The sequence below is a fragment of the Amycolatopsis sp. NPDC114505 genome, assembly GCF_055633615.1.
Map to the genome: position 1 here is coordinate 120,476 of NZ_JBVKDV010000004.1, position 23,784 is coordinate 144,259.

The following is a 23,784-nucleotide window of genomic DNA, read 5'->3' on the forward strand; positions in this document are numbered from 1 at the left end:
GTAAGGCAACTACGTCATGTTCCAAGATCTGCAGAGCCAGTTTCTGGGCAGCACCATCGGCGGCCTGGTAGCCGGCTCCATCTACGCCCTCATCGCCCTCGGCTACACGATGGTCTACGGCGTGCTGAGGCTCATCAACTTCGCGCACTCCGAAATCTTCATGATCGGGACGATGACGTCCCTGTTCATCCTCATCGCCATCGCCGGCGGAACCGCCCCGATCACCGTGGGCGTGTTCGGGATGATCGGCATCCTCCTGCTGATCGCGGTGGCCTCCGCGATCACGTCCGGCGGCTCGGCCATCGTGCTGGAGCAGCTGGCCTACCGGCCGCTGCGCAAGAAGGGCGCCACCCGGCTCGCCGCCCTGATCTCCGCGATCGGCGCCTCGCTGTTCCTGCAGGAGCTGTTCGGCCTCGCGATCATCCCGGCGCTGTCGGACAAGGCGGGCAAGGTCCAGCAGAACGCGCCCCGGTTCGTGCCGCACGACGAGCTGTTCCGCATCGGCAACGGCGTCGTGCGCACCGACCACGTCTTCGTCATCATCGCCGCCGTGGTCGTGATGGTCGTGCTCGACCAGCTGGTCAGCCGCACGCGCATCGGCCGCGGCATCCGGGCGACCGCCCAGGACCCCGAAGCCGCCGTGCTCATGGGCGTCAGCATCGACCGCATCGTCCGGATCACGTTCCTGCTCGGCGGGGCGATGGCCGGTGTCGCCGCGGCGCTCTACGTCATGGAGTACGAGAACACCGACTACCGGGTGGGCTTCCTGCTCGGGATCAAGGCGTTCACCGCCGCCGTCCTCGGCGGCATCGGCAACCTGCGCGGCGCCCTCCTCGGCGGCATCGTGCTGGGCCTGGTCGAGAACTGGAGCTCCATCTTCCTCGGCTCCGAGTGGAAGGACGTCACCGCGTTCGTGGTTCTCGTCCTCGTGCTCATGCTCCGGCCCACCGGCATCCTCGGTGAATCCCTGCAGCGAGCACGCGCATGAAAGGCGACGGAGTGGCTGACAACAAAGAAACCCCGGCGCGCAAGGGTTTCCATCCCGTCGACGGGATGCGTGACTGGTGGGCCGACGCGCCCGTGTGGCAGCGCTACGGCGTCTACATCGCCCTGATCGTCCTGGTCCTGATCCTGCCCGCGCCGTGGATCGGCTCGTTCATGTCGCCGTACTCGGACTGGACGACCGTCCTGATCTTCCCGGTCGGCACGTACATCCTGCTCGCCGTCGGCCTCAACATCGTGGTCGGCCACGCGGGCATGCTCGACCTCGGGTACGTGGCGTTCTTCGCGATCGGCGCCTACACGTGGGCGTCGATCGGCACGACCTACGGCTGGTCGTTCTGGCCGACGGTGCTGATCGGCATCTTCCTGGCCTCGGTGTCGGGCGTCATCCTCGGCGCACCGACACTGCGGCTACGCGGCGACTACCTGGCCATCGTCACTCTGGGCTTCGGTGAGATCGTCCGGATCACGGCGAACAACACCGACGGCATCGGCGGCGCGCGCGGCATCACGAACGTCCCGCACCCCGAGCCGCTGTTCGGCATGGAGTTCTTCCTCGACCCCGCGCCGTACTACTACCTGATGGTGTTCGCGATCGCGCTCGTCATCGTCTTCTCGGTGCGGCTCACCAAGAGCCGGGTCGGGCGGGCGTGGGCGGCGATCCGCGAGGACGAGGACGCGGCCGAGCTGATGGGCGTGCCGACGTTCAAGTTCAAGCTCCTCGCCTTCGCCATCGGCGCCATGATCGGCGGGTTCGCCGGCACGATCTACGCGAGCAAGGCCGTGTTCATCGAGCCGAACAACTTCCCGTTCATCCTGTCCGCGACCATCCTGGCCGCGGTCGTGCTGGGCGGGTCCGGCAACCTCCCGGGCGTCATCCTCGGGGCGTTCGTGATCGCGTGGCTGCCGGAGCGCTTCCGCCAGTTCAACGACTACCGCGTCCTCATCTTCGGTGCCGTGCTGGTGCTGATGATGGCGCTGCGGCCGGAAGGCCTGCTGCCGTCGCGGCAGCGCAAGGCCGAACTACGGGAAGGAACCGGCGGCATGGGCGCCATGGGCGCGGAAGTGGCCGGCCCCGACTCCGAGGCTTCGGCGGAGGTGACGAAGTGAGCGCGCTGCTCGAATTCGACAACGTGACGATGCGCTTCGGCGGCGTCACGGCGTTGCGCGAGGTCAACCTCACGATCAACGAGGGCGAGATCTTCGCCCTGATCGGGCCGAACGGCGCGGGCAAGACCACGGTGTTCAACGTGGTCACCGGCGTCTACCAGCCGACCGAGGGCGAAGTCCGTTTCGACGGCGACCGCATCGACGGCATGAAGCGGTTCAAGGTCACCAAGCGCGGCATCGCCCGGACGTTCCAGAACATCCGGCTGTTCCACAACATGTCGGCGCTGGAGAACGTCATGGTGGGCGTCGACGCGCACCACAAGACGGGCGCGATCGGCGCGACGCTCGGCCTGCCGTGGCACCGCAAGGAAGAGAAGCAGGGCCGTGAACGGGCCCGGGAGCTGCTCGACTTCGTCGGCATCGGCCGGGTCGAGCACAACGTCGCGAAGAACCTCTCCTACGGCGACCAGCGCCGGCTGGAGATCGCGCGAGCCCTCGCCACGGACCCGAAGCTGCTCCTGCTCGACGAACCGGCGGCGGGCATGAACCCGGCGGAGAAGAACTCGCTGCAGGCGCTGATCCGCAAGATCCGGGACGACGGCCGCACCGTGCTGCTGATCGAGCACGACATGGGCCTGGTCATGCACATCAGCGACCGGCTGGCGGTGCTCGACTTCGGCCAGAAGATCGCAGAAGGGCTGCCGCACGAGGTGCAGAACAACCAGAAGGTGATCGAGGCGTATCTGGGGGTGTCCGAAGATGCTTCTTGAGGTCGAGGACATCAACGTCCACTACGGCAAGATCGCGGCCCTGAAGGGCATGAGCATCCAGGTCGGCGAGGGTGAGATCGTCTCCCTCATCGGGGCCAACGGCGCCGGCAAGACCACGACGCTCAAGACGATCTCCGGGCTGCGGCCGCTCACCAGCGGCCGGATCCTGTTCAACGGCCAGGACATCTCGAAGACCCCGGGGCACAAGCGCGTGCTGCTCGGGATCGGCCAGTCGCCGGAAGGCCGGGGCGTGTTCCCCGGCATGACGGTGCAGGAGAACCTCCTGATGGGTGCCTACACCCGCAAGGACGACCTCCAGGCCGACCTCGACGAGGTCTTCGAGCTGTTCCCGCGGCTCGCGGAGCGGAAGAACCAGTTCGGCGGCACCATGTCCGGCGGCGAGCAGCAGATGATCGCCATCGGCCGGGCGCTGATGACGAAGCCGAAGGTGCTGCTGCTCGACGAGCCGTCGATGGGCCTGGCGCCGATGCTGATCGCGCAGATCTTCGACATCATCCGCGAGATCAACAAGCGCGGGACGACGGTGCTGCTGGTGGAGCAGAACGCCCAGCAGGCGCTCAAGCTGTCGGACCGGGCGTACGTGCTCGAGACTGGCCGCGTGGTCCAGAGCGCGCCCGGGGCCGAGCTGCTGAACGACCCCAAGGTGCGGGCCGCCTACCTCGGTGGCGACCTCGGCGTCTGAGTTTCTTTAGTGAGGGGCCCGGCATTCGTGCCGGGCCCCTTTTCACAGCTTGATGTCGGTGCCGTTGACGTTCTTCATGTCGGTGATGGTGGGGCCGCCGAACGCCCTGAGCGCGACCGGTTTCCGGTCCTTGGGGAGGTCCCAGTAGAGGTCGAACTCGACGCGCACGCTGTGCCCGAGGTCGAACTGGGCGGGCTGGCGCTTGATCAGCATGGCCTGCTCGTCCGGCGGGTGCGGGGCGCCCTGGTCGTCGACGAGCAGCTGCCGTTTCGGGTCGAACAGGACGCTCGAGGTCCCGGTGTTGGTCACGACGAGCCGCAACCGGACGTACTGACCCTTGGGGAGCATTTCGGCGTGACTGCCGGTGATGCTGGGCAGGCCGGCGGCCAGGCCGATCAGGGTGAACTCGGTGTCGCCGTTCTTCGCGGGCGGCACCTTGAGGGCGGTCTCGTCGGGCCGGACCGGCCGCGGCGGCAGCTCGTAGGTGGTCGTCGGCGCGGGCGTGCTGGGGGCCGCTTCGCACCCTGTCAGCAGCAGAAGGGCGACGACGGCCGGCAGCAGTTTCACGCTCGTGATTCTGCCCGCCGGCCGCCGGTCCGGCTAGGTTCCGATGCTTTCGACGACGGCCTCGGCGACGGCCTTCATGGTGGTCCGGCGGTCCATGGCGGTGCGCTGGATCCAGCGGAAGGCGTCGGGTTCGGTGAGGCCCTGGCGGCTCATGAGCAGGCCCTTGGCGCGGTCGATGACCTTCCGCGTCTCGAGCCGGTCGGTGAGCCCGGCAACCTCGGCCTCGAGGGCCTGCAGCTCGGAGAACCGGCTGACGGCGAGCTCGATGGCGGGCACGAGGTCCCGCTTGGCGAAGGGCTTGACGAGGTAGGCCATGGTGCCGGCGTCCCGCGCCCGTTCGACGAGGTCCCGCTGGCTGAAGGCGGTGAGGATGACGACGGGCGCGATCCGGTCACCGGTGATCTTGGCCGCGGCCTCGATCCCGTCCAGCTTGGGCATCTTGACGTCGAGGATCACGAGGTCGGGCTTGAGATCGGTGGCGAGCGAGATGGCCTGCTCCCCATCCCCGGCCTCCCCGACGACCTCATAGCCCTCTTCACGCAACATTTCGACGAGGTCCAGCCGGATGAGCGCCTCGTCTTCGGCGACGAGTACCCGACGCTGCGGCACGGTGGCGGCACCGTTGGCCTCGGTAGCCTGATCGGTCACCGGGGTCCTCCTGAAGACTCGGCGGGACGGTGGTTTCGCGGCTTCCCGCGAACCTGAAGCCTACCGGGAACGATCCAGAAGAAGAGATGGCGTTCACCACGTAGTGGCGGGCGCGACACTCCCGCCCCGGTAGCTCGCCGGACTCGGTGATCCCGTAGGGTTGCAGCGTCGCGCCCCCGTAGCCCAACTGGCAGAGGCAACGGATTCAAAACCCGTCCAGTGTGAGTTCGAATCTCACCGGGGGCACTCCTTTTCGCAGGTCAGCGGCTCGCAGGCACAATTCTGCACCGCCTCGGCTGGGTCGAGCGGTTCCTCGACCCAGCCGATGCCGCCGGTGGCATTCAGCCGTTCTGTATCCACAGTGGACTACGTGGTCAGCTCTTTTCCGGATCAGGCGGACAGACGACGAGCCACGGCCGGGATCACGATCGCCGCTGCGGCCAGGTGGGCCACCATCAGCAGCACCTTCGTGGCCGCCGAGGCGTCCGCGAGCACGTCCGGGACCAGCGACAACGCCGTGAGCGTGACCGTGGCGCGGATGAACGCCACTCGGGGGTGACGCACCCAGCGGGCCAGCGCCAGGGCGAGCACCAGGCCGAGAGCGGAGAACAAGGCGGTCAGCACGGCGAACCCGGAGGCGGGGATCACCGCGCCGGCGACTTCGGCGTCGAGACCGGCGATGTGTGCGGCCGCGGCGATGGCCGACGTGGCGACAGTGGCTCCAGCGACAGCCGTCAGACCGGTGGTGACCAGGGACTTCACGGGAGCGGTGGTGGTGACGGACAACGGGACCTCCAGGGCAGGCGACCGGCTCGGTAGCCGGTCTCTCACCGTGACTACGAACCGGGAAGACGCCATCCGACATCGCCTGCGAAAAATGTTGGGAAGTTTCCGCCGTCGGCGCGGGGACCCCGACACCTCCCGTCGAGGCGTGAGTTCCCCGGGCCCGGCCCGGCTCGAACGGGCGGCCACCCTTACCGGCTAGTCCGGTCATGCCGAAGGGCTGATGGACGAGCGGAGGCTCCGGATAACAGCACCCGGACCACGGCGCTGCTTCGAGCCCGGCTGGGTTTGGCGTTGGAGGCGGTGACCGAAGGGTGGCACTGACACCAAGGCCGGCGGAGCGCGCTGCTGAGGTTCTGGCTGCACTTTCACCGCGTGCCCGCTCTGGGGCATCAGAAGTTGCTGCCGTCTGGCGTGGTGCAACCGCGCCACGCTGGTCGAGCACGGAGTTCCCGGCGAAAACGTCCACGTCGAGGTGTTCGGCCCCGATCTGTGGGCTACCGGCTAGCGGGCGTCCGAGCGGGTCCGCTGTGGCGTGGTCAGCAGGGCCGTGATCCCGTCGACCAGGATGTCGCCCGTCTCGGCCCAGCCGGGGATTCCCGAGCGGTCCCCCGCCTCGGCCAGCTCGGCTTCGCGCTCGGCGCAGGTGTGGACGATCGCGTGCCGGGCCATCGTCGAGCGGGTCAGGATCGCGGGGTCGGTGGGATCGCCGGCGTGGGCGGCCACCGCCAGCAGGGCCCGGTGCATCACCGGTGTCGACGTCGTGACCGACAACGCCCGCCCGCGCAGGACCGGGTCGCTGACGACGTGTGCGGCGAAACGGGCGTAGTAACTGGGGACGCCGAGCTCCGCTAGGTGCAGGGTCGTGGGCAGCACGAGTGCGGCCACGTGGTCGCGCAGCCGCGGCGAGCCCGCCGCCTCGTCCACCATCGTGGCCCGGATGCGGTCCATCGCCTCGCCGTGCTCGCGCAGCACGGCGAGGATCACCTCCTCCATCGTGCCGACGTGGTAAGCGACCGCGGAGTTGTTGGCCTGCCCGGCTTCCTGGGCCAGCCGGCGGCTCGACACCTGGGCGACGCCGTCCTCGGCGATCAGCCGCTCCGCCGTCGCCAGCAGGCGGGCCCGGGTGGCCGCCGAGCGCCCGCCGCTCTGCGGCCGCGGCGCCGTCACCACCGCACCAGGACCCGGTCGATCCCGCCGACGATCAGCCCTTGCCGGGCACGCAGGTCCGCGGCGTCCCCGACGAGCTCCAGGGTGGGCAGGCGGCGCAGCAGCACTTCGAGCACGGTCTGCAGCTCCACGCGCGCGAGCTGCTGGCCGACGCACGAATGCGGGCCGACGCCGAAAGCCAGGTGCGCGTTGGGCCGGCGGGCGAGATCCATGTCGTCCGCGCCCTCGAACGCGGCGGTGTCGCGGTTGCCCGACGCCATGCTGCACACGACGGTCGTGCCGCGCGGCAGGGTGGTGCCCCCGACCACGGTCTCTTCCGAGACGTAGCGCGGCATCCCGAACCCGGGGTTGGCGTCGAACCGCAGCGCTTCCTCGACGGCGGAGGGCACCAGCGACGGGTCGGCCAGCAGCCGCTCCCAGCGGTGCTCGCGGTCCGCCAGCAGCATCGCGACCATCTTGCCGATCATGTTGGCCGTGGTTTCGTGGCCGGCGATGAGGAGGCCCTGCCCGGTCATGACCAGCTCGGTCGCGCTCATGTCGGCGGCGAGGTCGCTCAGCAGGTCGTCACCGGGCCGGGATCGCTTGGCAGCGACCAAATCCGTCATGTACTGGTAGAACTCGCGGCCCGACCGGTCGATCTCGTCCTGGGTGAACCGGGTCAGGTTGAGCATCGTGTCCGACCAGTGCGCGAACCGGCCGCGGTCGTCGCGGGGCACTCCGAGCAGGTCGCAGATCACGAACACCGGCAGCGGAAATCCCAGCGTGGGGCCGATGTCGGCGGGCGCGCCGGCCTCGACCAGGTCCGTGACCAGCTGCTCGGCCAGTTCCACCATGCCCGGGCGCAACGCCTGCACCCGCTTGACGGTGAACGCTTTCCCGACCAGCCGCCGCCAGCGCCGGTGCCCGGGACCGCCGAGCATCGACGCCTCCGGCTCGTCCGCGTCGCCGCCGGCCGACGACGAGGGCCGGCTGAACACCCCGCCGTCGTCGCTGTCGGAGACCCGGGACGCGTCGGCGGCGTCGAGCTGACGGGTGAACCGCGGGTCGGACAGCATCTCCCGGACGTCGTCGTAGCGGGTCAGCAGCAACGCCTCGTCGCCGCTGGCCAGCTCGATGCGCGCCACCGGGCACCGCGCACGCAGCCGCTCCCACTCCGGCGGCGGCTCCAGCGCACTGGGGTTGGGAAACGGGTAGGGCGGCAGTGCTCCGTTGTCGGGCATATCAGCAGCCTAGGTAAGTCGTTTGACTTAATCAAGACACCTGCCTTAATCTCGACCGGTTTGGAGGCTCGCCGAAGAAGGCGCACGCGTCGTCGGGGACATCGACATCGCGGGCTCGCGGGCAACCGCAGTCCGGCCGACTCAGCGACGACACCGAGTGGGTCAACGGGCAGACTTGGTCCATCGACGGCGGCGGCAGTCTGCACGACTGATCCGCGAAACGGACAAGGACCCTCCACTGTGGACTACCGGAAACTGTTCGCCGAGATCCACCGGCGCCCGCAGCTCTACGGGCTGGACGGCAGCTATCGCGACTACTGCACGTTCCTCCTCGGCGTCGACGCGGGCAACGACGGGCAGCTGCTCACCGGCTTCACCGAATCACTCGTGCCGCGGGTCGGTACCGGGACCAACCTGACCTGGACGTCTCTCGTGCTGTACCTGGCCTTTCCCGGTCGCACCTCGGGCTGGCACGACGAAGCCGCGGGCGAGGGGCGGCAGCGCTCGGTCGATTTGCTCTTCGTCCTGCTCGACGAGTTCCTCGAGCGGCGGGCCGCGACAGGCGGAACCGCGGCGATCTTCGACGAGTACCTGACGTGGCTCAAGGCGCAGCCGTGGTACCGCTCCTGAGTGTTTTCCCTCGTTTGGCCGCTGTTCCAGCAGGTCACCGGCTATGTAGAGTACGACATATGGTGAGGATGACGCTTCAGACGCAGCTCGTCCTGCGGGCGCTGCTCGAGAATCCTCAGCAGGAGCGCTACGGCCTCGAACTCTGCGAACTCCTCGGACTCGCCTCCGGGACGATCTATCCGATCCTGGCGCGGCTGGAGCACGTCGGCTGGGTCGAAAGCACCTGGGAAGACCCCGCGCTGCACGAACCGTCCGGACGGCCTCGCCGGCGGCTCTACCGGCTCACCACCAGTGGCACGGCCCAGGCGGGCCACGCGTTGGCGCGGACGAAGAACCGGCTGGTGTGGGGCAAGCCGATCCTGGGAGGGCAGTCGTCATGACGGAGGACAGGCTCGCCCCGGTGCTCGCCGCGGCGCCGGCGGATTGGGACGAAGACGACGTCCGGCGCGTCGTGCGCGCCTATCGGGCCGCCGAGTGCCTGCACCGCGGGCAGCTGCGGCGCAGCGGTGATCCCTACATCCACCACCCGATCGAGGTCGCCACGATCGTCGCGCGCCAGGGTGCCCGGCCGGACACCGTCTGCGCGGCGCTGCTGCACGACGTCGTCGAGGACACCTCTTATACGGCCGAGCAGCTGCAAGCGGACTTCGGACGCTGCATCGCCGCGCGCGTGACCGCTCTGGCCGAGCTCACCGCCGCCGATCTCGCCGGCGCGGATCGTGACGTCCTGCTCCTCAAGCTCGCCGACCGGCTGCACAACATGCGCACGATCCGGTTCGTGGCCCCGGACGCGCAACGGACCAAGTCCGACGAGACCCTCCGGACCCTCGTCCCGCTGGCGAACCGTCTCGGCATGCCGGATCTCGGCGCCGAGCTCTCCGATCTGGCCTCGCAGGTCCTGCGTGGCGGCCAAAGCGCACTCGGGCCGGCGTTGCTCCAGACGACAGCCGTCCTGCTGCCGCGCACGGTCCGCACGCGGTGGCTGGCCGAGTGGACCGCCGAACTCGCCACCCTGCCGACGAAACGGTCCAGGATGCGGTTCGTGGCCGGGCTGGTGATCGGCATGCCCCGGTTCGCCTCGGTGCTCCGCTCCTCGTCCGGCACCCGCCGCCGCACCGCGACCGTCGGGAAACTGATGATTTCGGCGACGCTGGGCGGGACCTGGGCGTCGGTCGCCATCAGCCCCACGATGGCCTGGATCTTCCTCGCGGCGATCCTCGGCTGTCTCGCCCTGGCCACCGCCGTACTCTTCGCCACCAGCGACAAACCCGCACAGCGGCTGCGGGAACTCATCGAAAGCTGGCGGAACTCCGGCTGATCAGAGGTCGAGGACGAGGCGAGCCGACCGGGACCGGGAACAGCACGGCATCATGACCTCACCGGATGCCCGCTCCTGCGCGCTGAGGTAGGAATCGCGGTGGTCCGGCTCGCCCTCGAGGACGAACGTCTCGCAGGTGCCGCACGTGCCTTCGCGGCACGACGTCGGAAGGTCGACCCCCGCCGCCTCGATCGCCTCGGCCAGGGTCTGGTCGGCGCCGACGGTCAGCGTGATGCCCGACGCGTCCAGCTCGACCTCGAACGCCGCGTTCACGCCGTCGAGCGCGCCTTCCTTCGGGCGGAAGCGTTCGACGTGCAGCGCGCCCGCCGGCCAGGACGCGCACCGCTCCTCGACCGCGTCGAGGAGCACCCCGGGTCCGCAGCAGTAAACCGCCGTGCCGGGGCCCGGGGTGCCCAGGATCGTGGCGAGCTCGAGGAGTCCGTGCGTGTCCTGCGGCCAGGGGGTGACCTTGTCGCCGTAGCGCGCCAGCTCGGCGCGGAACGCCATGGACGACGTCCGGCGCCCGCCGTAGAACAGCCGCCACGGCCGGTCCGCGGCCTCACACGCGGCGATCATCGGCAGGATCGGCGTGATCCCGATCCCGCCCGCGACGAACAGGTACTCGGCCGCCTCGGCCAGGGCGAAGTTGTTGCGGGGCCCGCGACACGTCACCCGATCGCCGACGGCGAGGGTCTCGTGGACGTACGACGACCCGCCGCGGCTTTCGGGCTCGCGCAGGACGCCGACCCGCCAGTGCGACAGGTCGGCCGGGTCGCCGCAGAGCGAGTACTGCCGCTCCAGACCGGGTGCGAGGACGAGGTCGACGTGCGCGCCCGGTTCCCACGCGGGCATCTTCTCGCCCGCCGCGGGTTCCAGGCGCAGCGAGACGATCCCGTCCGCCTCGGCCTCGATCGCGGCGACGACCGCGGTCACGTCCGGTTCCGTCACGAGATCCCCGCCTTCGCCGCCACGGCCTTCGTGGCCTCGGCGTCCCCGGTGAGCACCTGGACCGGGTTGACGACCATGATCTGCGTGATCTGGTCCTCGGTGACCCCGCGCTCGCGCAGCTTCGGCAGCACGTAGTCGGAGATGCGGTGGTGGTGCCAGTTCGGCGTGTGCTTCGCGCGCCACGACGGCGGCGTGTTGATCGAGAAGAACCCGGCGTCGTGGGAGATCGTGATCCGGTCCGCGTAGCCCTGCGCGATCAGCTTCGCCAGGGTGTCGACGCGGGACTCGTCGTCGAGCACGAACTCCATGCCGAAGCGGTCCATGCCGATGAAGGAGCCGTTGTCCATCAGCTCCTTGAGGTAGTCGAGGTCGGTGGAGTCGCCGCTGTGGCCGATGACGGTGCGTTCGAGGTCGACGCCGTTGGCCTTGAACCACTTCTGCTGGTCGCGGCCGTTCGCGAAGTGGACGTTGGTGTGGGTCGAGATCGGCACGCCGGTCTCGGCCTGGGCGCGGGCGGCGGCGCGGTAGACGCGGTCGAGGTCGGGGGTGATGCCGTGCTCGTCGGTGACGATCTTGATGATGCCGGCCTTGACGCCGTCCGTGCGCGGGATGCCCTTCGTGAGGTCGTCGAGGAACAGCGTCTCCAGCACGTCGGGGCCGCCGAGGGTCCGGCCGACGAGGCCGTCCGGGCCGTGCGTGTGGAAGTAGGTCGGCAGGTCCTTGGCCGTGTAGTAGCCGGTGGCGACGACGATGTTGAGCGGCACGTTCTCGGCGAGCCGTTGCACGGTCGGGACGTCGCGGCCGAGGCCGAGCACGGTGAGGTCGACGAACGTGTCGATGCCCTTGTCCTCGTGCAGCGAGGTCAGGCTTTTGCGCGCCCGCTCGAAGATCGCGGCTTCGTCGTACTCGGGGTGCACGATGTTCCGCTCGAGTTCCGGGTTGCGGGCCATGATGTGCTCGTGCATCAGCGCGGTGCCGATCTTCGAGCTGTCGATCGGGCCACGCAGGGTGTTGACGGTGCTCATTTCGCTCCTTGGTTCGTGAGTGCGGCACGGCGGACGCGGGCGGCGGCGAGGCCCGCCTTGAGGAAAGCCGCGTCCGAGCCCGCCGTGACCATCCGGAAGCCCCGGCCTGCCTCGGTGACCGGGTCGCCGGTGATGCCGGCCGCGATCCCCGCGGTCGCGCACGCTCGGCGGATCTCCGCGACGGCGGCACGGTGCCGTTCTTCTTCGGGCCCGGTCACGGGGTCCAGGCCGAGGCTGACCGCGAGGTCGCCCGGCCCGACGTACACCCCGTGCACCCCGGGCACCGCGGTGATTTCCTTCGCCCGCGCGACGCCTTCCGCGGTTTCGATCATCACCAGGCACAGCACCTGGCCGTTGACCGTCGCCGGATCGGAGCCGAGGCCGAAGGCCGACCGGGTCGGCCCCCAGCTGCGCCCGCCGAGCGGTGGGTAGTGCGTGGCCGCGACGGCGCGGGCGGCTTCTTCGGCGGATTCGACGTTGGGCACGATGACGCCCTCGGCGCCGGCGTCGAGGGCCCAGCCGATGAGCACCGGGTCGTTGGCCGCGACCCGGACCAGCGCGGTGGTGCCGGTGCGGGCCGTGGCCCGCAGCATCTCCACCGGGCTGGCCAGTCCGCCGACGCTGTGCTGCTGGTCGAGGTAGAGGTAGTCGAACCCGGCCATCGCCAGGGTCTCCGCGACGTGCGGATCGCCGGTGTGGCAGGCCAGGCCGACGGCCGTCCCGCCGGATTCCAGGAGCGCCCGGAGCCGGTTGGGGTGGGCCTCGGTGACGGCGGCGTAGCTCATCCGAGCGCCTTGTCGAGCCGGTACCAGTGACGCGCGGACTCGTGCATCACCTTGGGGCGCATGGACTCCGGCATGACGTCGAGGACGGCGGCCAGGTCGTCGGTGTGCAGGTGCGGGTAGTCGGTGGCGAACAGCAGGATGTCTTCGGACCCGAGCCACTCGATGATCCGACGCGCGTGCGGGGCCGGGCCGAGGTCGGCCGGGGCGATGGAGAACCGGAAGTGGTCGCGGATGATGTCGGTCGGCAGGCGGTCGACCCAGGGGATCTCGCGGCGCAGGCCCTTCCACTTCTTGTTGATGCTCCAGCTCCACGTGGGCACCCACGCGAACCCGCTTTCCAGCATGGTCACGCGCATGCCGGGGAACTTCTGGAAGATTCCCTCGTAGATCATGCTGGTCAGCTGCGCGCCGTAGACCTGGATCTCCGCCGCGTACTCCTCGGCGTACCAGGAGGCGTAGCCGGTGGGCGACGGCGCGTCCTCCGACGTGCCGCCCCAGCTCAGGCCCATCACCAGGTCGTGACGAGTCATGGCTTCGTAGATCGGCCAGAAAACCCGTTGCCCGTACAGCCTTTCCGACCGGACGGGCATGGTGACCTGCACGATCCGCGGGTGCGAGCCGACGCGCTCGATCTCGGCGGCGGCCGCGGCGGGGTCACGCGCCGGGATCACCATCGAGCCGACGAGCCGCGGGTCGCGGTCGAGCCATTCGGCGATCAGCCAGTCGTTCACGGCCCGCGCGAGGGCGGCCGCCCAGTCCGGGTGACGCAGGGAATCGACGCCGTACGCGGTGTTGACGATCGCCGCGTCCGTCCGCCACGGGTCGAGCACGTGCCGTTGCAGATCCTCCACTTGGGACGCGGGTGGGCGACCTTCGGGCCGCCACTCGTCGCGTGCCGTGGTGGGCGCGTTCGGCGGGTATGCCAGCGCCTGGCCGTTCGGGCCCTTCCAGCCGCGCTCCCGCGCGCCCTGCACCCATACCGGGTCCGTGTAGGGGAACAGCGCTTCGAGCGACGGCGGGGTGGCGTGGACGTCGCAGTCGACGACGGGGCCGGTCCACAGTGCGTCCCTTGTGGACTCCCGGAGCAGCGGAGCGCTCATGACTTTCCTCCTCGGGCCGGCCGCAGGGACAGCACGACGTAGTCGGACTCGACCGTCACGTCGACGGTCTCGGCGGTGTAAGGGCCGGGAATGCGGCCCAGCTCGCCGGATTCGAGCGCGGCCTTCACCTCGTCGGCGCCTTCGAGCGCGACGGCGAACGGCCGGGCCCGCAGCCGGGGGTTCCAGTAGGACTGGCCGGTTTCGACGTCGAACTCCCAGTTGTGGTACGGGCACGTGACGAACGTCCGGCCGGTGTCGAGGCTGACGTCACCCGGCACCGGCGAGTCGATCTGGTTGACGACGCCGCCTTCGCAGAGCGGCGCGCCGAGGTGCGGGCAGCGGTTGAGCATCGCGTAGAACTTGCCGCCGATGTTGAACACGCCGATCTCGCGGCCGTTCGCCTCCACGATCCGGCGCTGTCCCGGCGGGATCTCATCGACGCGGCCGACCACGAAACGGGTCGTGCGGGCCGGGCGGGTGGGTGAGGTCGTCACCGTGCCTCCTTCGTTCGCGGGCCGGGGACGGTGGCGGCGTCCAGCCAGGTCGGGTCCAGGTCGGTGACGGCTCGGCAGCCCATCAGCCGCATCGTGCGGACCATCTCGGCGCGCAGGATCTCCAGCACCCGCTCGACGCCCGCGGTGCCCGCCGCCGCCAGTCCCCACGCGGGGAGCCGGCCGACCAGCACCGCGCGGGCGCCGAGGGAGAGCGCTTTCAGGACGTCGCTGCCGCGGCGGATCCCGCTGTCGCACAGCACCTCCGCGCGGTCGCCGACGGCGTCGACGATCCGCGGCAGTGCGGTGAGCGTGGCCGGTGAGCCGTCGAGCTGGCGGCCGCCGTGGTTGGACACGATCACCGCGTCGGCCCCGGCGTCGACCGCGCGCACCGCGTCCTCGGGCGTGATGATCCCCTTGACCACCAACGGGCCGTGCCAGTGCGCGCGCAGCCAGTCGAGGTCGGTCCACGTCGGCGAGTGGGAGCCCGCGCCGCCCTTGGTCATCTCGGTGAGCACCATCGGCTTGCCGTCGACGGTGACCTCGGCGGTGTTCGGGATCTCGAACGGCAGCCCGTCGAGCAGGTACCGGGTCAGCCACGCCGGCTTCGGCAGCAGCTGGGGCGCGAGCTTCACGGCGTTGCGGGCGTTGACCCGCATCGAGTAGCTGAAACCGTTCTTGTAGTCCCGGGGCCGGAATCCCGACACAGCCGTGTCCACAGTGGCCACCAGTGCCGAGTACCCCGCCGCCCGCGCGCGGCCCACCAGGTTCTCCATGGTGGCCTGCGAGGAGAAGCGGTAGAGCTGGAACCACTGCGGGCCCTCGACCTCGGCGATCTCTTCCAGGGTGTACCCGGCGGCCGACGAGGCGACGTGGATCGTGCCCGCGCGGGCCGCTCCGGTCGCGAGGCCGAGGTCGCCGTCCGGGTGCACGAGACGCATCCCGCCGCACGGGGCGGTGAGCACCGGCAGGTCGATCGGCGAGCCGAGCACCTTCGTCGACAGGTCCGGCTCGTCGACCCAGGTGGCCATCCGCGGCGCGAACGCGACGTCCTGGAACGCCTGCGCGTTGCGCCGCAACGTCACTTCGCCCTCGGAGCCGCCGTCGACGTACTCCCGGATGCCGCGGGGCAATGCCCGCGCCGCGGCCCGCTGGGCGTCCGCGGCGTCGAGCAGCCGGGCCGCGCGCTTGCGGCGGGCGTTCTCCACGACGGTCATGCGCCGGCCGCCGGGATGCCGTGGCCGGTGCGCAGCGGGATCTTGTACAGCGCGCTCGCGTTCGCGCCGAGGATCCGGCGGCGCCGCTCCAGCGGGAACGACTGCGGCACCGACTCGTACGGCGAGTCGAAGTCCCAGTGCGGGTAGTCGGAGGAGAACATCAGCCGGTCCGCGAAGCCGGTCTCCTCGAACATCTCGTACACCGCCGGTGTCCACTTCGGATCTTCCGGCTCTTCGATCGGCTGGGTCGAGAACCAGAAGTGCTCGCGCAGGTAGTCCGACGGCTTGCGCGTCAGGTGCGGCAGCTCGTCGCGCAGCTTCCCGTACGTCGCGTCGAGCCGCCACGCGTAGGGTGCGGCCCAGTCCCAGCCCAGCTCCAGGAGCGCGATCTTGAGCTTCGGGAAGCGCTCGAAGACGCCCTCGAAGACCAGGCTGGACACCATCGAGATCGGCAGCACCGCGAACGCCGCGTGCATCTCGGCGTAGAAGTTCTGCCGCCCGGCGCCGGTCGGCTGACGGCCCATGCCCGGCACGTGGAAGGCCAGCGGGATGTCGTAGTGCTCGCACGCCTCGAAGATCGGCCAGTACCGTTGCTTGCCGAGCGGGTCCTGCCCGGCCGGGGACATCAGCACCTGGACGTAGGAGTCGCCGTTCGGGCCCTCCTTGCAGCGCACGATCTCGTCCGCGGCGCCCGCCAGGTCGCGGGGCAGCGTGATGCTGGCCTTGAACCGGTCGTCGGCGCCCGCCCAGGTGTGCGCCAGGGCGTCGTTGTAGGCGCGGTAGATCGCGAACGCGCACTCGTGGGGCATGTTCGCGCCGCCGTGCGTGATGATGTAGGTCTGCGGGCAGGTCAGCACCACCGCGGACATGTCGAACTTGTCCACCACCTGCTCGACCGCCAGGTGCGGGTCGACGCCGACGCGGCCCTGCTCGTCGATCGCGTCCAGCCGGTGGGTGAACTCCCGCTGGGACGGCGCGATCCCGCCGCCGAAGCTGCCGAGCCCGTAGCGGGCGATGTAGTCCTTCCACTTCCGCGGCAGGTGCTCGGCGACCTGCGGGTCGGTCGGGAGCGGCATCGGGTGGAAGTCGGTGTCGATGATGCCGAGCTTCTCCCCGGCCGGGGTCCCGGCCGGACGCTCGTCGGTGAGGGTCATGGTCTTTCCTCCGGGGTTACAGCGCGATCTTGCTGGTCTCGCGGGCGAAGAACACCGCGATCACCGTGAGCAGGCAGGTCGCGCCCATGAACAGGGAGATGCCGGCGGTGCTGCCGCCCGAGCCCGCGAGCAGCGACGCGCAGATCAGCGGGGTGAAGCCGCCGCCGATGGTGCCGGCGATCTGGTAGCCGAGCGACGCGCCGGTGTAGCGCTGGGTCGTCGGGAACAGCTCGCCCAGCCACGCGCCGAGCGGGCTGTAGACGATGGCGTGGGTGAACGCGGCGAGCGAGATGCCCAGGTACATCTCCCCCACGCCGCCGCCGGCCATGAGCGCGAACATCACCGGGATGCTGAGCGCCTGCAGCACCGCCCCGACCCCGACGACGACGCGGCGGCCCCAGAGGTCGGACAGGTAGGCGAAGACCGGCTGGAAGACCAGGCCGATGGCGGCGGAGACGAGCACGGCGTTGAGGATGTCCGCGCGGGGGAAGCCCGCGGTGATGCCGTAGCTGACGATCCACGTGCCGTACACCGCGCTGGCCGCGAACGCGCCGAGCACCAGGAAGACCGACAGCAGCAGGTTCTTGGGGCGACGCAGCACCTCGACGATCGGCAGCTTCGCCGGTTCCGCGCGCTGCGCCTTCTCACGGGCTTCCTTGAAGATGGGGCTTTCCTCGACGCCGAGCCGGATCCACAGGCCGATCACGACCAGCACCGCCGAGATGAGGAACGGGATGCGCCAGCCCCAGGACAGGAAGGCGTCCCCGGTCAGCGCGGACGTCAGCGCGAAGACGCCGTTGGCGAGCAGGATTCCGCCGTACAGCCCCATTTGCGCGACCGAGCTGGACAGCCCGCGGCGCTTCGGCGCGTGCTCCATGGACATGAGCACGGCGCCGCCCCACTCACCGCCCGCGGAGACGCCCTGGATCAGGCGCATGACCACGAGCAGGATCGGCGCGGCGATGCCGATGGTGGCGAAGGTGGGCAGGAGGCCCACGACGACCGTCGAGAGTCCCATGAGGAGGATCGACAGCACGAGCATGCCCTTGCGCCCGACGCGATCGCCGAAGTGGCCCCAGATGACGCCGCCCACCGGCCGGGCGATGAAGCCCGCGGCGAGGGTGGCGAAGGCGGCGAGCGTGCCGGCCGTGGCACTGGCGCCGGGGAAGAACAGCTTGTTGAACACCGCCGCCGAGGCGATGCCGAAGAGGTAGAAGTCGTACCACTCGATGACGGACCCGATGAAGCTCGACACGAGCACCCGGTTCCGCATCCGCCGGCTGGATCTCGGGGTGACGCCGGCGCCGCGAGCGGCAGTCTGTGAGTCGGTCACCGTTGACCTCCGTGGTGGGGAGCAGGAGCAGGTGCCTGCAAAACGTATATTCTCTGAGCCAAGAATATACGTTTTGTGCCGACAGTTGTCCATAGCGGATCTCGACGAGAGGTTTGCGCAGGTAGCGGCGGGAAACGAGGTCAGCCGGCGAGCCGGCCCGGGCCCCCGTGATCGCGTGGTGTGTCGGGCTCGCTCCAGAAGTCGAGCGAGTCCAGCCACTTCATGAGCAGGTCGCCCGTACCCGTGAAGTGGTCCTTGGCCAGCGTGCGCGCCCGGTCGACGTCGCCGGCCGCGATGGCGTCGATCAGCGGGGTGTGCTGGGTGCGGTTGACGTCGGACCAGCCCGGCACGACGTGGAAGTTCTCCGGGAACTGCAAGGGGACGAGCCTGCTCGCCGCTTCGGCGAACCACTCCAGCTTGGGCGCGTCGGCGATCACCGAGACGTAGTGGTGCAGCTTCGCGTTCAGCGAGGTGGCCAGGTGCCCGTCGGACGGGTCCGCGGTGCGGATCCGGTCGTCGAGCCGGCGCAGCTCGTCGACGTCCCGGGAAGTCGCCCGCGTGGCGGCCCGCGCGGCGAGCTCGCCCTCGGCCGTGCCCCACATCAGGTACGTGTCTTCGACGTCCTTGCGCCGCACGGCCGACACCCGGAAGCCGCGGTTCGGCTCGTGCGTCACCCAGCCATCCTGGCTCAGCAGCAACAGGGCCTCACGGACGGGCGTCACGCTGACTCCGAGCAGCTCCGCCAGCTGACCCAGCCGCAACGGCTCGCCCGGCTGCACGGTCCGCGCCATGATCTGGTCACGGATCGCGCTCGCGACGTTGCCGCGCAGCTGCTCCTTCCCCGTCCGGCCCACGCACCGATCGTACCGGGCCACCCGATGACCGTCAGCCGAGGTGCGGCGACGCTCCGCAGCCGAACCGACCCGTTCACTGGTCTGCACCACGCGTTGTACCTTGTCCACAAGCCGTCAGCGCCGATGGAAACCCTTTGGCCGTGCGTGGCTAGGAGGCACTGTGCTGGAAGCGCTGGGCATGACTCCCGACGAAGAACGGGTCTACCGCGTGCTCGTCGGCGGGTACCGGACCACTCCCGCCGAGCTCGCGGGCAAGGCCGGCGTGAGCCGCCGCGAGGTGGAGCCGATCCTGGAGGTCCTGCTGGCGAAGGGGCTCGTCAGCAAGGCCGGCGAGCACTACGTCTCCGCGCCGCCGGACGTCTCGCTCGGCCCGCTGCTGGTGCGGGGCCAGGAGAAGCTGGAGGCCGCCCGGGCCGCGGTGACGCAGCTCGCCGAGGAGTACCGCGGGAGCGCGCGGCGGCGGGACTCCGCGCAGCTCGTCGAGGTCATCACCGGCGTGGACGCGATCCGGCGGCAGGCGCTCAGCATCCAGCGCGGTGCCCGCGAAGAGTCACTCTGGTTCTGCCTGGAGGGCAACGTCGCGATGGCGGCGTCGGAGAACATCGAGGAAGCGCTGGCGCTGGCCCGCGGCGTGAGCTACCGCGTGATCTACGAGACCGGCCTGCTCGAAGAGCCCGGCCGGATCGTCAACGTCCTGGAGGGGATCGAGGGCGGCGAGATCGCCCGCTCGATCTCGAAGCTGCCGGTGCGCCTGGCCATCTCCGACCGCCGGGTGGCGCTGTGCCCGCTGGTCAGCCACGACAGCACGGGCGAGCCCACCGCCGCGCTCGTCCGGGAAAGCAGCCTGCTGTCCGCGCTGGTCGCGTTGTTCGAGGTCTACTGGGAACGCGCGTCGCCGCTGCGGATCGGCGACACCGCGCCCACGAGCCACCTCGACGCCGACGAGCGACGGCTGCTGTCCCTGCTCATCGGCGGGGTCAGCGACAAGTCGATCGCGACGCAGCTCGACGTCAGCTACCGGACCGTCCAGCGGCGCCTGCAGGACCTGATGCGCCGGGTCAACGCCCACACCCGGATGCAGCTGGCCTGGCAGGCCAGCAAACTCGGCTGGCTGGACGAGCCGAGCCCCGGGCACCTCCTGCCGCGAACCGGCGGGAGGCACCCGGAGCCCGTGCACGACGCTATTTCGAGCTGAGCCCGTACGCCCGGAGCACCGTCTGGTCGACGGCGTTGCCCGCGCTGTCGGTGGCCTGCACCCGCAGCGCGACGTACTTGTTCGTGGCGCCGAGCGCCGGGTGGTCGATCGTGGCCTCGTAGGACTTCCCGCTGCGCTTGACGTCGACGGCGCGCCAGGTCCTGCCGTCGTCGTAGGACGCCCAGGCCTTCATCGACCGCACGTCCGGCGCGGCCATCCCGTCCTGGAACCGCGCGGTCAGGCCGATCCTGGCCTTGCGACCGGCCGGGAGACGGTTGCCGGAGTCGGCGTCCACCGCGTAGTCCAGCTGCAGCAACGGAAGCAGCGCCGGCGACGCCGACCGCGCCGAGCGGAACGTCCACGACGTCTGCGTGCTGGTGCCGAACAGCCACTCCGGCGAGTCGCGCCGCACCGCCAGGTCGAGCCGGTAGGTTGCCGGGGCCGCCCCGGCGGGGAAGGTGCCCCACGCGTAGGGCTGTTCCGACACGAGCTTGCCGTCGTGGAACAGCTTCGCCGACGTCGTGGCCGGACCGGCCTGGTCGTCGCCTTCGTTGAACCCGTAGTGGCCGGCCTGGCTGTCGACGAACTCCGGGATCCTGATCCGGAGGTTGTCGCCCTCACGGGTCGAGTCCATGCCCGGCACGCCGCGCGGGATGGCGGGCCGGACGACCGGCGCGAACCAGTCCTCGGTGACGTTTTCCTTGCCCGTGTACGTGCGCGGTGCCGTGGTCATGCCGCCGTCGAGTGGCGACATCTCGTCCCAGATCAGGCCGTGCTTGACCCGGTGCTGCCACTGGATGTCCCCGGAGCTGACGTACTCCTCCCGGGTCGACGGCGTCGCCACGTACCGCTGGTACTCGTTGACGGCGAAGTCCTGCCACGGCTTCCAGGCGAACCGCTGTTCCTTGGCCTCGCCGCCGCTGCCGGTCTGGCGGTAGTGGGTGGTGACGGTCGCGGTGTTCGCCGCGGTGACCTTGTGGACGATCTTCTCCGGGATCCGGTCGCGCTCGGTCTGCACCACGTCGTAGAGGTACGGGCTGACCGCGATCCCCTCCAGGCTCAGGAAAGCCGGGAAGCGCTTGATCTTGGCGAGGAGCGCCACACCCTCGTCCCGGTCGAGCTGGACGGTCGGGATCGTCAGGAACGGCGCCGCGCTGACCGACGGCACCGAGGCGGTCCCCCAGCCGTCCGGCACGACGATGAAGACGATCGCCGCCCCGGCGTCCGCGGCGGCGCGGGAGACCTCGTCGCGGTTGTAGTCCGCCGGGTCCGGGTCGACGATCGCGGCCTTTCCGCGCACGTTCTTGAAGTCCGCCGGTTTGCCCTGCCCCGCGGACACGGCCTGCAGCAGCCGCCAGCCGTCCAGCTTGGGCGACCCGGCGAGGTAGCGGGTCGTGAGCGGTTCACGGCTGCCGAGGACGTTCGCCGTCAACGGCGGGGCGATCCTCGACCAGCGGGAGCCGAACTCGAAGGCGCCGGTCGTCACCTTCGGCGTCGGGGTGACCCGGAGTTCGCGGGTGTAGTCGAACTGCATGGCGTAGTTCGCGATCTTGCGCGGACCGAGCTCCCGGTAGGTGTAGTAGCTCCAGATCCCGGCCTGTTCCGACGGTTTCGGGGTCTCGATCTCCACCTTCACCGCCTTGCGGGCGTCCAGCACGACGGTCGTGTCGCCGGTGACCCGGATCTCCGGCTGGACGACCTGGTAGGCGGTCAGGCCGTCTTCGGTGCCGTTGACCTGCGCGGTCAGGTAGTACACGCCCGCGCCGACTTCGACCGTCAGACCGTCGCCGGCCAGCCAGGTGTTCACGTCGAAGCGGTAGTCCTCGCCGTACATCAGCAGCCACGGCGCGACGGCCGGCTTGCCGTGCACGTCGAGAGCGGTGAAGGTGACCTTGTGCTTCGGCGCGGTCTTGTCCGCGCCGAGCGCGGTGTGCGCGACCACGCCCGCCGCGGTCGCGGTGAGCCGCCCGCTGTAGGTGCCCGCCGCCAGTTTCGCCGGGTCGCCGGTGATCGTGACGGTGGTCCGGCCGCCGGCCGGAACGTCCACAGTGGATTTGTCGATCCGGATCCCGTCGGCGGCCGGGACGCCGGCGAGGGACTTCGCGTCGAGGGCGAGCTTCAGCGAGACCGGCGTGGTGCCGACGTTGGTGTAGGTGACCTCTTGGGACACCGGCGCCTTGCCGTCCTCGACCGCGCCGAGGTCGACCGTGCCGGTGGCGAAGACCTGCTGCTTCACCGCGCGGGCCACGTCGACCCGGCCGCCGCCCTGCTCGAACACCGAGAGCCCGTTGGCGGTCAGGGAAGTGCTGGCCAGCGCGTCCTTGAGCCGGCTGCCCGGCCAGTCGGGGTGCTGCTGGGCGAGGATCGCCACCGCGCCGGCGACGTGCGGCGTCGCCATCGAGGTGCCGGACGCGGCGGTGTAGTGGTCGTCGACGACGTCGCCCATGGCGGTCCCCGCGGCGCGGGCGGCGACGATGCCGACGCCGGGCGCGGTGATGTCGGGCTTGACGGCGTTGTCGCCCAGGCGCGGACCGCGGCTGGAGAACGACGCCAGGCTCTCGTCGCGGCCGACGGCGCCGACCGTCAGCGCGGCTTCGGCGGTGCCGGGCGAGCCGATGGTGTACGCGCCCTGTTCGCCGTCGTTGCCGCCGGCCACCACGAAGAGCGTGCCGGTCTGCTCGCTGAGCGCGTCGAGACCGAGGCTGAGCGCGTCGGTGCCGTCGGTCGGACCGCCGCCGAGGCTCATGTTGACCGCCTTGGCGCCGGAGTGCGCCGCCCACTCCATCCCGGCGAGGACCCAGGACTCGTAGCCGAAGCCGTCGTCGTCGAGCACCTTGCCGACGAGCAGTTTCGCGCCCGGCGCGGCGCCCTTGAGCCGGCCGCCCGACGCGGCGCCGGAGCCCGCGATCGTCGAGGCGACGTGCGTGCCGTGGCCGAAGTGGTCGGTGGTGTCGGGGCTGGTCGTGAAGTTGACCGCCTCCTTCACCCGGCCGGCCAGGTCGGGGTGAGTGGGGTCGTAGCCGGTGTCGAGCACGGCGACCGTGGTGCCGGTGCCGTCGTAGCCCGCGGCCCACGCTTCGGGGGCGCCGATCTGCGGGACGCTCCGGTCGAGGGACGCGCGGACCTTGCGGTCCAGGGAGATCCGTTCGATCGCGGTGCCCGCGGACGAGGCCCAGAACGCGGTGGCGTTGGCCTTGCTGGCCCGCGCGGAACGGCCGTTGACGCTGGTCAGCGTCGCGCCGAGCTCGGCGGCCGCCGGAGCTGCCTCGGCGGTGCGGAGGTCCGCGCCCTTCCGGTAGGTGAGGATCAGCGGGAGCGTCTTCGACTGCTCGTCGGCGTAGCCCTCGGCGATCAGTTCGGTGACGTCGAAGAGGTTCCGGTCGACCTGCTTCGAGCCCAGCCGCGGGGCGACGTCCTCGGGGAAGACGCTGAGGTGGCCGTCGACCTCCTGCTGGTGGAAGCGGATCTTCTCCCGGCCCGGCGCGGGCTGGACGGTGGCCGCCTGCTTGCCGCCGGGCTGCCGTTCGACCTGGACGACGTCACCGGTGAGCAGGGTGACCGAATGCCGTTCGACGCCCGCGGGAGACGGTGCCGCTTGCGGGCCGGGGGTCGCGTTCGCGACGCCGGCGGTGCCCGCGGCCAGGGTGCCGGCGCAGGCCAGGACCAGAACACGTGATCTCCAGTGCATCGCACCAGGCTCGCGCCGGCACCGTCGTTCGTCACTAGGGCGGCGGCGTCCGAATCACGACACGTCGCATCTT

At 70.3% G+C, this 23,784-nt stretch carries 23 protein-coding genes and 1 tRNA gene; 9 read left to right on the plus strand and 15 right to left on the minus strand.

All coding sequences use genetic code 11. From position 1 onward, the window contains the following. Nucleotides 1-16 precede the first annotated feature (16 nt). The 4 genes from ACZ7OU_RS38745 to ACZ7OU_RS38760 are packed head-to-tail and all read left to right on the plus strand — an operon-like array spanning nt 17 to nt 3,585. Nucleotides 17-988: a branched-chain amino acid ABC transporter permease gene (locus tag ACZ7OU_RS38745; RefSeq protein WP_155546125.1), complete on the plus strand. Its 972-nt coding sequence runs from the start codon at nt 17-19 to the stop codon at nt 986-988. After that, the gene (locus tag ACZ7OU_RS38750; RefSeq protein WP_470259123.1) at nt 985-2,112 is read left to right on the plus strand and encodes a branched-chain amino acid ABC transporter permease; all 1,128 of its coding nucleotides are present in this window, start codon (nt 985-987) and stop codon (nt 2,110-2,112) included. Before ACZ7OU_RS38745 ends, ACZ7OU_RS38750 begins: the two co-directional genes overlap by 4 nt. Next, a complete protein-coding gene (locus ACZ7OU_RS38755) occupies nt 2,109-2,882 on the plus strand; it encodes an ABC transporter ATP-binding protein (RefSeq protein ID WP_470246373.1) in 774 nt (257 codons plus the stop codon). The genes ACZ7OU_RS38750 and ACZ7OU_RS38755 overlap by 4 nt, the downstream gene beginning before the upstream one ends. After that, nucleotides 2,872-3,585: an ABC transporter ATP-binding protein gene (locus ACZ7OU_RS38760; protein ID WP_470246372.1), complete on the plus strand. Its 714-nt coding sequence runs from the start codon at nt 2,872-2,874 to the stop codon at nt 3,583-3,585. Before ACZ7OU_RS38755 ends, ACZ7OU_RS38760 begins: the two co-directional genes overlap by 11 nt. A gap of 42 nt (nt 3,586-3,627) precedes the next feature. On the opposite strand, the gene ACZ7OU_RS38765 is transcribed toward ACZ7OU_RS38760, so the two are convergent. After that, complete coding sequence (locus ACZ7OU_RS38765; protein WP_470259124.1) at nt 3,628-4,152, minus strand: DUF4352 domain-containing protein; 525 nt, start codon at nt 4,150-4,152, stop codon at nt 3,628-3,630. 33 nt (nt 4,153-4,185) lie between these two features. Next, on the minus strand, nt 4,186-4,800 hold the full coding sequence (locus tag ACZ7OU_RS38770) for an ANTAR domain-containing response regulator (protein ID WP_155546120.1): 615 nt from the start codon (nt 4,798-4,800) through the stop codon (nt 4,186-4,188). Nucleotides 4,801-4,972: 172 nt separating this feature from the next. On the opposite strand from ACZ7OU_RS38770, the gene ACZ7OU_RS38775 reads away from it, so the two are divergent. Continuing rightward, a tRNA-Leu gene (locus ACZ7OU_RS38775) sits at nt 4,973-5,046 on the plus strand. A gap of 144 nt (nt 5,047-5,190) precedes the next feature. Here ACZ7OU_RS38775 and ACZ7OU_RS38780 read toward each other — a convergent pair. The 3 genes from ACZ7OU_RS38780 to ACZ7OU_RS38790 all read right to left on the minus strand — a co-directional run bounded on the left by ACZ7OU_RS38780 (nt 5,191) and on the right by ACZ7OU_RS38790 (nt 7,973). Further along, nucleotides 5,191-5,586: a DUF6069 family protein gene (locus tag ACZ7OU_RS38780; RefSeq protein WP_470259125.1), complete on the minus strand. Its 396-nt coding sequence runs from the start codon at nt 5,584-5,586 to the stop codon at nt 5,191-5,193. Nucleotides 5,587-6,087: 501 nt separating this feature from the next. Then, nucleotides 6,088-6,753, minus strand: coding sequence for a TetR/AcrR family transcriptional regulator (locus ACZ7OU_RS38785; protein WP_470259126.1), 666 nt, complete (start codon nt 6,751-6,753; stop codon nt 6,088-6,090). Next, entirely contained in the window at nt 6,750-7,973 is a 1,224-nt protein-coding gene (locus ACZ7OU_RS38790; protein ID WP_470259127.1) for a cytochrome P450, read from the minus strand. The genes ACZ7OU_RS38785 and ACZ7OU_RS38790 overlap by 4 nt, the downstream gene beginning before the upstream one ends. A gap of 240 nt (nt 7,974-8,213) precedes the next feature. Here ACZ7OU_RS38790 and ACZ7OU_RS38795 point away from each other — a divergent pair, with 240 nt between their 5' ends. The 3 genes from ACZ7OU_RS38795 (at nt 8,214) to ACZ7OU_RS38805 (ending at nt 9,921) form a co-directional block, all read left to right on the plus strand. Continuing rightward, nucleotides 8,214-8,603 carry a hypothetical protein gene (locus ACZ7OU_RS38795; protein WP_470259128.1) on the plus strand — a complete coding sequence of 130 codons (390 nt, stop codon included), beginning with the start codon at nt 8,214-8,216 and terminating at the stop codon, nt 8,601-8,603. A 68-nt stretch (nt 8,604-8,671) separates the two neighbouring features. Next, a complete protein-coding gene (locus tag ACZ7OU_RS38800; protein ID WP_470246366.1) occupies nt 8,672-8,983 on the plus strand; it encodes a PadR family transcriptional regulator in 312 nt (103 codons plus the stop codon). Next, nucleotides 8,980-9,921, plus strand: a complete 942-nt coding sequence (locus tag ACZ7OU_RS38805) for an HD domain-containing protein (RefSeq protein ID WP_470259129.1) — start codon at nt 8,980-8,982, stop codon at nt 9,919-9,921. The genes ACZ7OU_RS38800 and ACZ7OU_RS38805 overlap by 4 nt, the downstream gene beginning before the upstream one ends. Here ACZ7OU_RS38805 and ACZ7OU_RS38810 read toward each other — a convergent pair whose 3' ends face one another. From ACZ7OU_RS38810 to ACZ7OU_RS38850, 9 genes are all read right to left on the minus strand, one after another. After that, entirely contained in the window at nt 9,922-10,869 is a 948-nt protein-coding gene (locus ACZ7OU_RS38810) for a PDR/VanB family oxidoreductase (protein ID WP_470259130.1), read from the minus strand. Next, nucleotides 10,866-11,894, minus strand: coding sequence for a phosphotriesterase family protein (locus tag ACZ7OU_RS38815; RefSeq protein ID WP_470259131.1), 1,029 nt, complete (start codon nt 11,892-11,894; stop codon nt 10,866-10,868). The genes ACZ7OU_RS38810 and ACZ7OU_RS38815 overlap by 4 nt, the downstream gene beginning before the upstream one ends. Continuing rightward, nucleotides 11,891-12,679 carry an HpcH/HpaI aldolase family protein gene (locus ACZ7OU_RS38820; protein WP_470259132.1) on the minus strand — a complete coding sequence of 263 codons (789 nt, stop codon included), beginning with the start codon at nt 12,677-12,679 and terminating at the stop codon, nt 11,891-11,893. Before ACZ7OU_RS38820 ends, ACZ7OU_RS38815 begins: the two co-directional genes overlap by 4 nt. Next, nucleotides 12,676-13,779 carry an amidohydrolase family protein gene (locus ACZ7OU_RS38825; RefSeq protein ID WP_470259133.1) on the minus strand — a complete coding sequence of 368 codons (1,104 nt, stop codon included), beginning with the start codon at nt 13,777-13,779 and terminating at the stop codon, nt 12,676-12,678. Before ACZ7OU_RS38825 ends, ACZ7OU_RS38820 begins: the two co-directional genes overlap by 4 nt. Next, complete coding sequence (locus ACZ7OU_RS38830; protein WP_470259134.1) at nt 13,776-14,273, minus strand: Rieske (2Fe-2S) protein; 498 nt, start codon at nt 14,271-14,273, stop codon at nt 13,776-13,778. Before ACZ7OU_RS38830 ends, ACZ7OU_RS38825 begins: the two co-directional genes overlap by 4 nt. Further along, nucleotides 14,270-15,487, minus strand: coding sequence for an alpha-hydroxy acid oxidase (locus tag ACZ7OU_RS38835; RefSeq protein WP_470259135.1), 1,218 nt, complete (start codon nt 15,485-15,487; stop codon nt 14,270-14,272). The genes ACZ7OU_RS38830 and ACZ7OU_RS38835 overlap by 4 nt, the downstream gene beginning before the upstream one ends. Then, on the minus strand, nt 15,484-16,641 hold the full coding sequence (locus ACZ7OU_RS38840; protein WP_470259136.1) for an amidohydrolase family protein: 1,158 nt from the start codon (nt 16,639-16,641) through the stop codon (nt 15,484-15,486). The genes ACZ7OU_RS38835 and ACZ7OU_RS38840 overlap by 4 nt, the downstream gene beginning before the upstream one ends. A gap of 16 nt (nt 16,642-16,657) precedes the next feature. Further along, the gene (locus ACZ7OU_RS38845; RefSeq protein ID WP_470246357.1) at nt 16,658-17,974 is read right to left on the minus strand and encodes an MFS transporter; all 1,317 of its coding nucleotides are present in this window, start codon (nt 17,972-17,974) and stop codon (nt 16,658-16,660) included. 140 nt (nt 17,975-18,114) lie between these two features. Next, the gene (locus ACZ7OU_RS38850) at nt 18,115-18,828 is read right to left on the minus strand and encodes a GntR family transcriptional regulator (RefSeq protein WP_470259137.1); all 714 of its coding nucleotides are present in this window, start codon (nt 18,826-18,828) and stop codon (nt 18,115-18,117) included. A 160-nt stretch (nt 18,829-18,988) separates the two neighbouring features. Here ACZ7OU_RS38850 and ACZ7OU_RS38855 point away from each other — a divergent pair, with 160 nt between their 5' ends. Continuing rightward, nucleotides 18,989-20,023, plus strand: a complete 1,035-nt coding sequence (locus tag ACZ7OU_RS38855; RefSeq protein ID WP_470259138.1) for a helix-turn-helix domain-containing protein — start codon at nt 18,989-18,991, stop codon at nt 20,021-20,023. On the opposite strand, the gene ACZ7OU_RS38860 is transcribed toward ACZ7OU_RS38855, so the two are convergent. Beyond that, a complete protein-coding gene (locus ACZ7OU_RS38860) occupies nt 20,010-23,711 on the minus strand; it encodes a S8 family serine peptidase (RefSeq protein ID WP_470259139.1) in 3,702 nt (1,233 codons plus the stop codon). The two genes, ACZ7OU_RS38855 and ACZ7OU_RS38860, sit on opposite strands and share 14 nt — an antisense overlap. Between the last annotated feature and the right edge of the window lie 73 nt (nt 23,712-23,784).

Bases quoted from the DNA above. Each gene is read 5' to 3' on its own strand.
- ACZ7OU_RS38860 (WP_470259139.1), bottom strand. From the start codon at position 23,711: ATGCACTGGAGATCACGTGTTCTGGTCCTGGCCTGCGCCGGCACCCTG.
- ACZ7OU_RS38840 (WP_470259136.1), bottom strand. From the start codon at position 16,641: ATGACCCTCACCGACGAGCGTCCGGCCGGGACCCCGGCCGGGGAGAAG.
- ACZ7OU_RS38760 (WP_470246372.1), top strand. From the start codon at position 2,872: ATGCTTCTTGAGGTCGAGGACATCAACGTCCACTACGGCAAGATCGCG.
- ACZ7OU_RS38790 (WP_470259127.1), bottom strand. From the start codon at position 7,973: ATGCCCGACAACGGAGCACTGCCGCCCTACCCGTTTCCCAACCCCAGT.
- ACZ7OU_RS38750 (WP_470259123.1), top strand. From the start codon at position 985: ATGAAAGGCGACGGAGTGGCTGACAACAAAGAAACCCCGGCGCGCAAG.
- ACZ7OU_RS38745 (WP_155546125.1), top strand. From the start codon at position 17: ATGTTCCAAGATCTGCAGAGCCAGTTTCTGGGCAGCACCATCGGCGGC.
- ACZ7OU_RS38835 (WP_470259135.1), bottom strand. From the start codon at position 15,487: ATGACCGTCGTGGAGAACGCCCGCCGCAAGCGCGCGGCCCGGCTGCTC.
- ACZ7OU_RS38805 (WP_470259129.1), top strand. From the start codon at position 8,980: ATGACGGAGGACAGGCTCGCCCCGGTGCTCGCCGCGGCGCCGGCGGAT.
- ACZ7OU_RS38820 (WP_470259132.1), bottom strand. From the start codon at position 12,679: ATGAGCTACGCCGCCGTCACCGAGGCCCACCCCAACCGGCTCCGGGCG.
- ACZ7OU_RS38825 (WP_470259133.1), bottom strand. From the start codon at position 13,779: ATGAGCGCTCCGCTGCTCCGGGAGTCCACAAGGGACGCACTGTGGACC.
- ACZ7OU_RS38800 (WP_470246366.1), top strand. From the start codon at position 8,672: ATGACGCTTCAGACGCAGCTCGTCCTGCGGGCGCTGCTCGAGAATCCT.
- ACZ7OU_RS38815 (WP_470259131.1), bottom strand. From the start codon at position 11,894: ATGAGCACCGTCAACACCCTGCGTGGCCCGATCGACAGCTCGAAGATC.